The 11,829-nt window shown below is 61.7% G+C and carries 11 protein-coding genes and 1 tRNA gene; 3 read left to right on the top strand and 9 right to left on the bottom strand.

All coding sequences use genetic code 11. The features are described 5' to 3' along the window. Window positions 1-102: 102 nt before the first annotated feature. Window positions 103-1,053, bottom strand: a complete 951-nt coding sequence (locus G7067_RS04865) for a DMT family transporter (protein ID WP_166322402.1) — start codon at window positions 1,051-1,053, stop codon at window positions 103-105. A gap of 111 nt (window positions 1,054-1,164) precedes the next feature. Between G7067_RS04865 and G7067_RS04860 the strand changes: the two genes are divergently transcribed. Then, window positions 1,165-1,800, top strand: coding sequence for an ArsR family transcriptional regulator (locus tag G7067_RS04860; RefSeq protein ID WP_166322400.1), 636 nt, complete (start codon window positions 1,165-1,167; stop codon window positions 1,798-1,800). Between the two features lie 268 nt (window positions 1,801-2,068). On the opposite strand, the gene G7067_RS04855 is transcribed toward G7067_RS04860, so the two are convergent. From G7067_RS04855 to secA, 3 genes are all read right to left on the bottom strand, one after another. Beyond that, window positions 2,069-2,144 (bottom strand) — tRNA-Thr (locus tag G7067_RS04855). Window positions 2,145-2,177: 33 nt separating this feature from the next. Beyond that, window positions 2,178-3,206 carry a DsbA family protein gene (locus G7067_RS04850; RefSeq protein ID WP_166322398.1) on the bottom strand — a complete coding sequence of 343 codons (1,029 nt, stop codon included), beginning with the start codon at window positions 3,204-3,206 and terminating at the stop codon, window positions 2,178-2,180. 235 nt (window positions 3,207-3,441) lie between these two features. Next, a complete protein-coding gene (gene secA, locus G7067_RS04845; protein WP_166322396.1) occupies window positions 3,442-6,009 on the bottom strand; it encodes a preprotein translocase subunit SecA in 2,568 nt (855 codons plus the stop codon). Window positions 6,010-6,171: 162 nt separating this feature from the next. Between secA and G7067_RS04840 the strand changes: the two genes are divergently transcribed. Next, the gene (locus tag G7067_RS04840) at window positions 6,172-6,687 is read left to right on the top strand and encodes a glycosyltransferase (protein ID WP_341872868.1); all 516 of its coding nucleotides are present in this window, start codon (window positions 6,172-6,174) and stop codon (window positions 6,685-6,687) included. Beyond that, window positions 6,684-6,911: a glycosyltransferase family protein gene (locus tag G7067_RS14845; RefSeq protein WP_341872867.1), complete on the top strand. Its 228-nt coding sequence runs from the start codon at window positions 6,684-6,686 to the stop codon at window positions 6,909-6,911. The genes G7067_RS04840 and G7067_RS14845 overlap by 4 nt, the downstream gene beginning before the upstream one ends. A gap of 47 nt (window positions 6,912-6,958) precedes the next feature. Here the strand turns inward: G7067_RS14845 and hpf are convergent, their stop codons facing one another. The 5 genes from hpf to mtrB all read right to left on the bottom strand — a co-directional run bounded on the left by hpf (window position 6,959) and on the right by mtrB (window position 11,747). Beyond that, window positions 6,959-7,591: a ribosome hibernation-promoting factor, HPF/YfiA family gene (gene hpf / locus G7067_RS04835; RefSeq protein WP_166322394.1), complete on the bottom strand. Its 633-nt coding sequence runs from the start codon at window positions 7,589-7,591 to the stop codon at window positions 6,959-6,961. A 104-nt stretch (window positions 7,592-7,695) separates the two neighbouring features. Then, the gene (locus G7067_RS04830) at window positions 7,696-8,397 is read right to left on the bottom strand and encodes a ComF family protein (protein WP_166322392.1); all 702 of its coding nucleotides are present in this window, start codon (window positions 8,395-8,397) and stop codon (window positions 7,696-7,698) included. Between the two features lie 100 nt (window positions 8,398-8,497). After that, window positions 8,498-9,349: an LpqB family beta-propeller domain-containing protein gene (locus G7067_RS14145; RefSeq protein ID WP_244301268.1), complete on the bottom strand. Its 852-nt coding sequence runs from the start codon at window positions 9,347-9,349 to the stop codon at window positions 8,498-8,500. Further along, window positions 9,346-10,179, bottom strand: a complete 834-nt coding sequence (locus G7067_RS14140) for an LpqB family beta-propeller domain-containing protein (RefSeq protein ID WP_244301267.1) — start codon at window positions 10,177-10,179, stop codon at window positions 9,346-9,348. The genes G7067_RS14145 and G7067_RS14140 overlap by 4 nt, the downstream gene beginning before the upstream one ends. Continuing rightward, a complete protein-coding gene (gene mtrB, locus G7067_RS04820) occupies window positions 10,176-11,747 on the bottom strand; it encodes an MtrAB system histidine kinase MtrB (protein ID WP_244301266.1) in 1,572 nt (523 codons plus the stop codon). The genes G7067_RS14140 and mtrB overlap by 4 nt, the downstream gene beginning before the upstream one ends. Window positions 11,748-11,829 lie beyond the last annotated feature (82 nt).

Genomic DNA, 11,829 nt, shown 5'->3' with positions numbered 1-11,829 from the left:
AATAGTCTGATGAATATCGTCTGATGATGCAAGTTAACATTTCAAACACGCCGAACAAAGTGGCCCTACCGCCGCTGCGGGGGCTTCGACGGGCACCGCAGATCACTCGCTACGCTGCGACCGTTTCGGCAGCGCTGCAATTACGACCGCAACAAGTGCGATGGCGGATCCCGCAACCAGCCCGGGGGTGAGGCCGTCCGCGAGCGGGATCCCAGCCTCGAACGCCACCGCCGCAACCAACTGCCCCGCAACGTTGGACATGCTCAGCAGCAGCACCCCGGCCGCACGCACAAGCATCGCCGCGATCGCGATAAAGATGGTGCCCGTGACGCCGCCAATGTAATACCAAGGCACAGATGGCCACTCACTCGGCCATCCCGAAACCCCGACCGAGATTGCAGCCGCGACGACCAGGATCGTCGTGCCCACGACAAAGTTCACGAAGGTCGACGTGATGGCACTCTGCGCCGCCGCGCGCACGATCCCGTTCACCATAGACTGCGCAGCAACGAACACGCCGATAGCCACGGGGAAAACGACCAGCCAGACGACGTGGAGATTCCCGAGATTCGACCACACCGCCACGATCACCGCAACAACGGCGAGCGCCGTGCCGAGCAGGCGAAACAGCGTCGGATCCATCCGGCCGCCCGGCCCGAGCCCGATCCGATCGAGCACAAGCCCGCCAAGCACCTGACCCGCCACGATCCCGACGGTAAACAGCGCGAGGCCGGTGAGCGGCGCGACAAGCCCCTGCGCGAGCACAAAGAACGCCCCCGCGGCTCCCCCAAACAGTGTCCACACGGGGAGGCGCCGAGACCCAAGCTCGGTGCGCAATCGACCAAGTCCCCGCCTCGCCCCCGGAGACGCGAACATCATGAGGCACATGATCACGAGGCCTGAGCCGAACGACACTGCCGCCGTAACGTAGCCATTGCCGAGCTGCTGGCTCAGGCCACCGTTGACGCGCGACTGCACGGCGACCAAGACTCCTGCGAGTCCCGATCCCACAAGAGCTGCCCACACTGGAACCCTCGATGCTGTCTGCGCCACTCCCCCACACTACGCCACGCGAGGTTCGCACTTCGCGCCGTTGGCAGTGGACAGCTCAAATTCGCACCCCAAGCAAGCCCTAACGCACTATAACAATGTTAGGGCTATGGCATGTTACCCGCAGACGCAGACCGTGCGCTTGAACTTCCAGCCGACGAGGCTGTCTCACGCTTGCTCGAACTGCCAGAAAACCAATGGTTTGAGCGCAAATCAGGGGCCATCAAAGCGACTGACTTTGCTGTGCCACTCATCGCGATGGCTAACTCTGAAGGCGGGATGGTTGTTGTTGGCCTTTCAGAAGGCAAAGTTTCCCCGGTCTCCGATGCCGCCGCCAACAATCTCCGCCAGGCAGTTTCTGCAATAGACATGCTCATGCCGCAGCGTAGAAAACTGACCGAGTCGGGTCGTTTCGAAGCGGTGCAAATGATCCCGAAGGAGGCCTGGTTGGAAGGTCTCGTAAACGCGGTCGTTCACCGCTCATACAGCATTGGTGGCGACCACATTCGAGTGGAGATTTTCCCAAACCGGGTTGAGATTACGAGCCCCGGCAGATTCCCTGGGGCGATGAGACTACTCGACACAATGCGGATGGCGCAGCGACCCCTCGGAACTGGCCAGATTCTTGAACTCGCTGGGTTGGCTAGACCGACGGTTATTCGGCACCTACAGCGACTCCGCGACGCCGGCCTGATTACCTGGCAAGGCGACTCCCCTAGCGATCCTCGGGCAACATGGCACCTGAATTGAAGCTACCCTAACAGCCCTAATAGCCCTAACAATTTTTCGTTAGCTCGACAGTACCCGGGTACTCAACGTGGTTCCCTGTTGCCGAGATTGCCTTCCACCGCCCAAACGGCGGTTCCTGACAGCAACCTCGACGGTGAAAGGCAAGCTCGCTGAAAACCCGCGACGTTTTGGGCAGTAACCCCAGCAACCCCAGTAACCCCAGTAACCCTCGGTTCGCCGGACGACAGGTGGCGACATGCGAAAAGCCCCGCTTTCGCGGGGCCTTTCATGGAGCCGCCTGTCGGACTCGAACCGACCACCTGCGCTTTACAAGGGCGCTGCTCTACCAGATGAGCTAAGGCGGCAAACGGGCGGCCGGGGCCGCCCTGCAGACTAGTTTAGTCTGACTTCTTGGTGTCTTCCGAATCCTTCTTGGTGTCGCTCGAGTCGTCCTTCTTGGCGTCGCTCGAGTTGTCTTTCTTGGAGTCGCTCGAAGAACCGTTCTTCTGCTCGAGTTCGCCCTTCACCTTCAGCAGGTAGGACTCGAGGCTGCCGTCGCGAGTCTGGTTCCACTGCTGTCCGTTGACGATCACGAGGGGCGTGCTCACGAGACGCTGCGGGCCATCCTCCTTTTGCAGGCTGACACCATCGACATCGAGCAGTTGCGCACCCTTGGCCAGGCCTAGCACGCCGGCCTCGCTCACGCTGGTGTAGTTCGACGTGATGAAGTTCGCGAAGCGAACATCTTTCACGCACTGGCGAAGCTCAGTCGTGAGCTTGGCGCCAGCGGATTCAGCCTGCTTAAGGAGCTCATCGTCAGTCAGACCGGTGGTTCCTTCTTTCGGCTGCACCTCGGCGCTCAGTAGCTTCATGTTCAGAGCGAACGCCACATCGGGCTGTTCATCAACGACACAGGCGAAGAGGTTCGCCGCCCGGGTTGAGTATTTGGTGCCCTGAGACGCGTTATCAAGGAAGTTCATCGGATAGATACCGAGCGTAATGTCGCCGCTGCCGACATAGTTTTCGAGCATCGTCCCGTTCGCCTGCTCGAACGCTCCACACCCGGGGCACATGTAGTCAACGAAGACCGTCACGTCGAGCGGCAGCTCATCGCGGTTGACCTTGGGCGCAGTCCGCTCCGTTCCTGGCTGCAGCGGATCGCTCTCCACGATCTTCAAGTCTTTGCCGAAGATCGCGGCGCCGGATGCCATATTTGCGGGGCCGGGGCCGGCCGGCTTCATCGACTGCGCGAGCACAAGGCACACGACCGCAAGCACAGCGACCACACCCAGTGCGACGCCTCCCTGCAGAAGGAGACGATTGCGCTTTTCGCGCTTCTTCTCCAGTTCGCGAGCCAGTCGGGCCTGTTCTCTGCCCTGGGCGCGGCGCTCGTTCTTTGTCAAACGACCGTTTGTCTCATTTGCCATGCGTCTGTCTCCGGTATTGGTCCGCGGGTGCGGATCTTGAATGGATCTCGCTCGTAACGAGGAAACTACTTCTTCTTGGCTCTGCGATCGGCCCGGTTGGTCGGAGCCGCATCGGCTTCAACCTCCTGACCAAATGCACCGCGCTGAGTCGGTTTCTTCGCTTTGGCCGCTCGGGCGTTGGGGGCCTCGGCGCCGCTTGTTGACGGCGAACCGTCCTCATTGGGCGCGCTGTAGCTCAGCTTGGACTGATCAGTCTTCTGCTCCTGCTCAAGCCCCCACCCTCAAGATGGAGGTGATCCTGCGGCCCCTCCGCGGGACGGACCTTCACCTCGAGGTTGTAGAGCAGACCCATGGATTCTTCCTTGATCTGCCCCATCATGCCCTCGAACATGCTAAAGCCTTCGCGCTGATACTCGACAAGCGGATCGCGCTGCGCCATCGCACGCAGCCCGATACCCTCCTTGAGGTACTCCATCTCGTACAGGTGATCACGCCAGCGACGGTCGATCGTGGTCAGTACCACACGCCGTTCAAGCTCACGCATCGCTTCGGAGCCGAGCATGTCCTCTCGGTTCTTGTAGGCGACCTCTGCGTCTGAGAGAATCTCGCGGCGCAGGAACGCTTTATCAACCTTCGACGTTCCAGCTTCTGCGAGCAACTCGTCAACGGTGATCCCGACGGGATAAATCTGGCGCAGATCGTTCCACAGCGCGTCAAAGTCCCAGTTGCTATCGCTGCCGTGGGAGTCCAGGATCGCGTCAATCGTCTGTTCACGGAACGCATCGATCCGCGACTCGATCTCTTCTCCGTCAAGGATCTGTTGCCGGTCACCGTAGATTGCTTTACGTTGGCGATCCAACACATCATCGTATTTCAGCACGTTCTTGCGGATCTCAGCGTTGCGGGCCTCGACCTGGCTCTGGGCACTCTGGATCGCGCGACTCACCACCTTCGACTCGATTGCGAGGTCGTCGGGGAAACCGTCACGGTTCATCAGTGCAGCGGCCGCGCCGGAGTTGAACATTCGCATCAGGTCGTCAGCGAGCGACAGGTAGAAGCGGCTCTCACCCGGGTCGCCCTGACGGCCGGAACGTCCACGCAGCTGGTTGTCAATACGACGCGACTCATGACGCTCAGTGCCAAGCACGTACAGCCCGCCAACCGCGATCACCTTCTCGGCTTCCTCGGCAACCTTCGCTTTGACCGCAGCAAACACGTCATCCCAGGCTGCCTCATAGGCTTCAGGATCTTCTTCGGTCGAGAGACCGCGCGCGGCCATCTCTTGCACCGCAAGGAACTCGGCGTTGCCACCGAGCATGATGTCGGTACCACGGCCGGCCATGTTGGTCGCGACGGTCACGGCACCGAAGCGACCCGCCTGCGCGATGATCGCGGCTTCACGGGCGTGGTTCTTTGCGTTGAGTACTTCGTGGCGCACGCCAGCCTTCGCGAGCAGACGCGAAAGGTATTCGCTCTTCTCCACGCTGGTGGTACCGACGAGCACGGGCTGCCCGGTCTCGTGACGCTCGACAATATCCGCCGTGACCTGCCGGAACTTTGCTTCTTCGTTCTTGTAGACAAGATCGGGTTGGTCCTTGCGGATCATCGGCTTGTTGGTCGGGATCGGCACCACGCCAAGCTTGTAGGTCGACATGAATTCGCCGGCCTCGGTCTCAGCGGTACCGGTCATGCCCGAGAGCTTCTCGTAGAGGCGGAAGTAGTTCTGCAGGGTGACGGTGGCGAGCATCTGATTCTCGGCCTTGACCGCGACACCCTCCTTGGCCTCAATTGCCTGGTGCATGCCCTCGTTGTAGCGGCGGCCGGCAAGAATACGCCCGGTGTGCTCGTCAACGATCAGCACCTCACCGTTCAACACGACGTAGTCTTTGTCACGAGTGAACAGGGCACGCGCCTTGATCGAGTTGTTCAGGAACGAGATGAGGGGCGTGTTCACCGACTCGTACAGGTTCGTGATACCGAGGTAATCCTCAACCTTTTCGATGCCGGGCTCAAGCACACCGATGGTGCGCTTCTTCTCGTCAACCTCGTAGTCGACGCCGGGCTCAAGCTTCTTTGCGAGACGCGCAAACTCGGTGAACCAGCGGTTTGCCTCGCCCGAGGACGGGCCGGAAATAATGAGGGGGGTACGGGCCTCATCGATCAGGATCGAGTCGACCTCGTCAATGATTGCGAAGAAGTGGTCGCGCTGCACCCGCTCAGCCGTTGATCCCGCCATATTGTCGCGCAGGTAGTCAAAGCCAAACTCGTTGTTGGTGCCGTAGGTAATGTCGGCGTTGTACTGCTCGCGACGGAGCGCCGGATCCTGACCCGCAACAATGCAACCGGTCGTCATGCCGAGCGCACGAAACACGCGGCCCATGATCTCGCTCTGGTAGCTCGCGAGGTAGTCGTTCACCGTGACAATGTGCACACCTTTGCCAGCGAGAGCGTTCAGGTACGCGGGGAGCGTCGCGACGAGGGTCTTGCCCTCACCGGTCTTCATCTCGGAGATGTTGCCCATGTGGAGGTTCGCGCCACCCATGACCTGCACGTCGAAGGGACGCAGGCCGATCGTGCGCTTCGCTGCCTCGCGCACAGCCGCGAAGGCCTCCGGCAGCAAATCGTCAAGGGTTTCGCCCTTTGCAAGTCGCTCCCGAAACTCGGTGGTTTCGGCTTTGAGCTCTTCGTCGCTCAAGTCCGCAAAGGATCCCTCAAGATCCGCGACAAGCTTGGCTTGACGCTCAAGCTTCTTAAGAATGCGACCTTCGCCTACGCGAAGGAGCTTTTCGAGAACTGTCGCCACTTTAGTTTCTCCTGTACGGTTTGCCACGCTCAGAGCCGCGTGGGCGGCACAAACGTCGTTGCCAAATTGTGACAACACTTCAGCTTACCAAGGTGCGGCCATTCTTCGCCTGGGGAGATGCCAGGATAGACGAACAGGCACGACGACAGGCAAGGAGAGCAAATGATCGAGCGCGGGAGCGGTGCGCTCGTCATCCTTCCCACGTACCTGGAGCGCGACACGCTTGCCCGGGTTGTTTGGGGGGTGCGGGATCACCTCCCCGAGGCGGATCTCCTCATCATCGACGACAACAGCCCCGATGGCACAGGCGCGCTCGCCGAGGAGTTGGCGGCACGAGACGGCCACATCAAAGTGGCTCACCGAGCTGGCAAACTCGGCCTCGGAACCGCATACGTGCACGGCTTCACATACGCCCTCGATCGCGACTACCAGTTTGTGGTCGAGATGGATTCTGACGGCTCTCACCTCGCAAGTGAACTCCCCGGCTGCTCGCTGCAGCGCGGAACGGGGCGGGTCTGGTTCTCGGTGCGCGGTGGGTACCCGGAGGGCGTATCGAAAATTGGCCGTGGTATCGACAGTGGATATCACGGACAGGAACCGCCGTCGCGAGGATCGCGCTCCACTCGAAGCTGCATGACCTCACGAGCGGGTATCGCGTCTTCCGGCGCGAGTGGTTGACGCGCCTTGATCTTGCCGCCCTCACGTCGCAGGGCTATGGGTTTCAGGTTGAGGTGGCTTGGGAACTCGAACGCCTCGGCTGCCCGATCGTTGAGGTTCCCATCACCTTTGTCGAACGCACTGGTGGTCGCTCGAAGATGTCTGTGGGGATCGCTGTCGAAGCGCTGAACAATGTGCTGCGCTGGGGCTGGGAGCTGCGCTTCGGGAAGCGGCGGGCAAAGTAAAACCGCCGGTTGAGCGAGCGCTCAACCGGCGGAGGGGTTACTCCGTGTTACTCGCCCGTGAGCGAGATCACACCGTAGTTCCAGCCCTTGCGACGATAGACCACTGACGGTCGCCCGGTCTCCGACTCGACAAAGAGGAAGAAGTCGTGGCCGACGAGCTCCATCTGGTCGACGGCTTCCTCAGTGGAAAGCTTCTCGGCGGGAAATTCCTTCGTGCGGATGACGACGGGGCTGTACTGTTCTTCTCCGGCCTCTTGCCCCTCGATCTGGATACCGCCGGTTGCGACAGACTCGACCACTTCGAGCGGAGCAGGCTTTACTGCGACCATATCGAAGTCGTGCGCTGCGGCATCTGCGAGAGAAGTGCGACCGCGGCCGCGGTGCTCCTGCTTCTTGTCCTTCATTCGGCGAATCCGTTCAAGGACCCGGCCGTAGGCCATGTCAAAGGCGGTGTATTTGTCTCCGCCAGTTGACTCCGCACGAATGACTGGTCCCGGTCCGACCAGAGTAATCTCTACCCGATCGCCGAACTGCGGGCTTCGATCGCTCTGTCTGGAGACGCTGATCTCGAAAAACTGCGCCTTCGGCAGCAGCCCCTCAACCTTTTCAGCTTTGGTCTCGACATAGTCCTTGAAACGATCGGTGATGCCGACATTCTTGCCGCGGATGTTCACGTCCATGGTGACCTCCCAGGTGACTCAGGCGGTGTGGGCCAGTGTGGCGCACCCTAACGCCTTTCACGAAGCCTACTCCTATCCAGGAGCCGGTTTCCACCTGCTTGTTTTCATCGCGTGTCACGTCGCAACGCCACGCACAACACCGCTATCGCGACCACCTCCGCACCGGCTGCCTGAAGAACTTCACGGGCAGCTCTCAGGCTCGCACCGGTGGTCATGACGTCGTCAACCAGCACCACCTCTCGTCCACGCAGAACCCGCGCTGCGGACCGACGCACTGCGATTCTCGAAGCGTTTCTTTCGCGGTCTGCGGGAGAGAGACCCACCTGCCCTGTCCGCCCTCGGAGCGTACGTAGTGCGGACAAGTGTTGCACCTTTTCAGTCCGTAGTGAGAGCCGCACGAGCATATTCACGTGCCGAAACCCGCGGGCTCGAGTTTGTGCTGGGCGCGACGGGATCGTCACGAGGAGCGGCACCCGCTTGCCGCAGTGTCCGAGCGCAAGCAAGAGCGGATCCCGCAGCCGCTCAGCCAGCGGCCGGGCGAACCGCACACGGCCGCCGTGTTTGAACGCGACGAGCAGTGCGCGTGCTGGCCCCTCGTACACGCCCGCTGTATAACTCGGTACGCCAAGCACCGCGGCTTCCATCACCCCCGGTCGTCGGAGTTCCTTTCGGCACCGGGTGCAGCAGTCCCGATCCGGCGCGCCACAGTTCACGCACTCGGTCGGCCACAGGATCGCGAGAAGATCAAGCAAGAGTTCACGGAGCGTTGCGGAGATGCTTGAGTGAGGGGGTGCGCGATTGTTCATGGCACCAGGATGCCCGCTCTCCTGGCCCGCTGGCGCGCCTCCAGCAAATCTGTGGAAAACTTCGTTCTGGACCGTTCGGGAACGCGTCTGTGAGCGGGGCTCACCCCCGCTTCGTCAGCAGTTCCACCTCGGTGTCGGTCCGTTGCCATCCGGAGCCCTGCGCCGCAAAGATGTCGTCGCCCTCTCCCAGCACCCGAAGCAAGCTCCGAGATCCCCCTCCGCTCACTTTGATGCCCCCGGGAACCGTTCCTTGATCGGCAGCGAAGACTCCTGGCGCCCCGATCGTCACCTTGCTCGCGGCCCCCAGCTTCGTCAGCGCCACAAACCTCAACTGATCGACCCAATCGAAGTCAACCGGGGCACCCGTCGTCCACATCTGCGGAGTCGCCTCGTCGGAGGTGCGAAGCGGAATTCCAGATTCGTCTCGCACGACTCCAGCGACCAGCACGGCGCTGCCCTCTCCGCTTGGCACGAGAGCGGCGATCTGTGTGCCATCGGGCGAGAGACGCACCGCCACCGGACTTCTCCCCTTGAGCCACTGCGCCGCAACCCTGAGTTCACTCCCGTCCGGAGTGCTCACGTGTATCTGGTCGGCGGCCCCGGCTTCAGCGCTCCAAATGTTTCCAAAGTAGTCAAAACTCGGTTCGAGAAGCCCCGCTCGCGCGTCGACCAGAACGCTCTCACTGGGAGTCACTCGGCTGACGCCGGCGCTATTTCGTACCGCGGCGGCCGAGGAATCGGGGGACAGAACCACGGCGTCGGGATCCAGCGCAAGCACCTGCGCGCTCAGCCCCTCCAGCTCGCGGAACTCGCCCCCGACCATCACTCCGAGAGACCTCTCGGCCACCACTGCGGGAGTTGCCGTGTCAACCGGCGGGCGGAGCTCACCAGGAGAACTCGTCGACGATTCTCTGATGCTTGCCCCGTTCACCAGCAACTCAAATCGCTTCACCCCTGCACCGAGTTGAGGCTTGCGCGCAGCTGCTGCACGACCTCTTCCAGCGCTTCGGGACCGGCCTCCAGCACCTCGCCCGTGACGTCAATCTTGGCACGCCCATCCACCACCGTCACGGTGCCACCGACAAGAGCGGAACCCGCGGGGAAGCCCGTTCGCACCGATTCCTGCAATCCCTGCCCCGGCCCTTCCAGCAGGCCACTGACGATCTCTGTTGCAAGCGCTGTGCGGGAGAGATACCAGCGACTCTCCGGCACCAACAGGCCGCCAGGGCCAATGAAATTCAGCTCGTGCGAGGACCAGATGGCGAGAAAGTCGCTGCGATCGAGAATGATCCCGCTCGGCGCAGACGAGATTCGCCACTCATCTCCTTCACGCTCAAATTCGAAGCGCATGTCCGTTGCCGGGCCGGGCTCGGCGGGAACGAGGATCCCCTCTCCGTCGACGTTTGCCGCCGCCGCGAGAGACAACACCCCCGCCGATTTCCCCTCCTCGCGATAGGACCTGTTGCCATCGTCGATCAATACCCCGTAGTACGGATCCCACTGGTTTGCGTATCCCACGGAGAGAAATTCACGCGCCACCGAATAATCGTCACTGCTCGAGGTTGCCGCCTGCACAAACCCGCGAACGATGCCCTCTTGACTCGACCCCTGCAGCGGACCGGAGGGGTTGAATTGAACAAGCTGCTCAACCTGTTTCAGGTCGGTGAGCCCGAGCTCAACAGGGCCCGAACTCGGGATCGCGTTGCACCCTGCAAGCAGAAGCGTGGCACAGGCGATTGCGCCGGCCTGGAGTATCCGCCGGGAGCGGAATCGTATCTTCATCGTCGTTTCTCCCTCCGCGTGCGTCGCCCCGGGCGTCGCAGCCAGCCGCCCGTTGCCTGCGGATCCCCGTCTTCGGCAGCCACGTCATCAGGGATGAGCGGGAGCGGCGACATAAATGTGCTGATGCTATCGGCGCGGGGAACGGTGAGCCGAAAATTGGATCCGACGCCAGGGCGTGACCACACATCGAGGGTGGCACCGTGCACCGCGGCGTCCTCCCGCGCAATGGCGAGACCGAGGCCGGTGCCACCAAGGGTGCGTTTGCGCGACGGATCTGCCCGCCAGAAACGGTCGAACACGTGCTCCACTGCGTCGGCGTCCATCCCAATTCCCCAGTCCCGCACCGAGATCGCGACCGCTGAGGCATTCGAGTCGATCGACACCAAAATTGCGCGTCCCTCACCGTGCTCGATGGCGTTGCCGACCAGGTTAGAAATGACCCGGCGAATACGGCGCGCGTCCACGTCGACGGGTGCATAACCGCCAAGCGCCCGCACCTCGATCAGGCCGGGCGACAGCGGCTGTAGGCCATCAACCACCTCGTGCGCGAGCGCGACCAGGTTGGTCGCTTCCGTCTCAAGCGTTACGTACCCCGCGTCGTAGCGCGAGATCTCAAGCAGATCCCCAAGCAGCACCTCAAAGCGATCAAGCTGCGCGCCAAGAACCTCCACCGCCCGCTGTTGACCCGGCGCCATCCCCTCCTGCTGTCCCTGCAGCACCTCACTCGCTAGTCGAATCGTGGTGAGCGGAGTTCTGAGCTCGTGGGAAACGTCTGACACAAAGCGCTGCTGCATCTCCGAGAGGTCGTCGAGTTCGCGGATGCGCGACTGGAGCGTATCGGCCATATCGTTGAAACCCTCAGAGAGCACGTCAAAATACTCATCGTTCAACGCAGGCATTCGCGCATCGGTCTCGCCGGCGGCAAGCTTTCGGCTCGCATCTGCGGCGGCGCGAATCGGCCGAAAGACGACCCGTGTCATGATCCAGACCAGTATCCCGATAAATGCCATCATCGCTGCGGCGGTGATCAGCAGGGTGCGCTGCACAAAACTCAGCGTGTCTTGCGTGTCGCTCAGCCGGTACCCAATAAACAAGTCGTACGTGCCGGCTCCCGCCGGGAAATTCAGGGTCGAGGCCACCACGATCCCCGGTACCGCATTCCCGTCTTCGCCAACAAAGGTGACGGCCTGCCAGTACTGCGGATTATCATCCGTTGCCACCTCGCGTGCGAGTTCAGGTGAGACCGCATCAACCAGCATCCTGTTGGTGAACGACGGCGGCGGGGCTTCCGGGAAGAAGATCTGCCCGGATTGCCTGCGCAAATACACCATCTGACTCGAAGAGGTATCCTGCACTGTTCGCCGCACGGAGGCCGCGAGCGTGGAGAGGCTGCCGCGGTCAGAAGCATCGGAGGCGTCAAGATCGTGCTGCGCGGCAAGGGTGGCGCGCGCGGAGTCTTGCAAAGCAAGGTCCCGCCGCGACGAGTACAGGTCATCGCTGATACTCGACAAGATGTAGACGCCTGACACCAGTACGACGAATCCAGTCACGAGTCCCGTGATCGTCATCGTGCGAACCATCAACGAGCGCCGCCATAGCGCTCGGTAGGGCCCAAGCACCGGCTGGGTCAGACGCAACCACCGAAGATGC

The sequence above is a fragment of the Leucobacter insecticola genome (assembly GCF_011382965.1).
Lineage (GTDB): Bacteria > Actinomycetota > Actinomycetes > Actinomycetales > Microbacteriaceae > Leucobacter > Leucobacter insecticola.
Note: the sequence above shows the minus strand (reverse complement) of the source record. Positions and strands in the feature narration are given on the sequence as shown.

What these genes read in the sequence shown, in the direction of transcription:
- G7067_RS04860 (WP_166322400.1), top strand. Translation starts at nt 1,165, where the DNA reads ATGTTACCCGCAGACGCAGACCGTGCGCTTGAACTTCCAGCCGACGAG.
- mtrB (WP_244301266.1), bottom strand. Translation starts at nt 11,747, where the DNA reads ATGACGATCACGGGACTCGTGACTGGATTCGTCGTACTGGTGTCAGGC.
- G7067_RS04840 (WP_341872868.1), top strand. Translation starts at nt 6,172, where the DNA reads ATGATCGAGCGCGGGAGCGGTGCGCTCGTCATCCTTCCCACGTACCTG.
- hpf (WP_166322394.1), bottom strand. Translation starts at nt 7,591, where the DNA reads ATGGACGTGAACATCCGCGGCAAGAATGTCGGCATCACCGATCGTTTC.
- G7067_RS14140 (WP_244301267.1), bottom strand. Translation starts at nt 10,179, where the DNA reads ATGAAGATACGATTCCGCTCCCGGCGGATACTCCAGGCCGGCGCAATC.
- G7067_RS04830 (WP_166322392.1), bottom strand. Translation starts at nt 8,397, where the DNA reads ATGAACAATCGCGCACCCCCTCACTCAAGCATCTCCGCAACGCTCCGT.
- G7067_RS04850 (WP_166322398.1), bottom strand. Translation starts at nt 3,206, where the DNA reads ATGGCAAATGAGACAAACGGTCGTTTGACAAAGAACGAGCGCCGCGCC.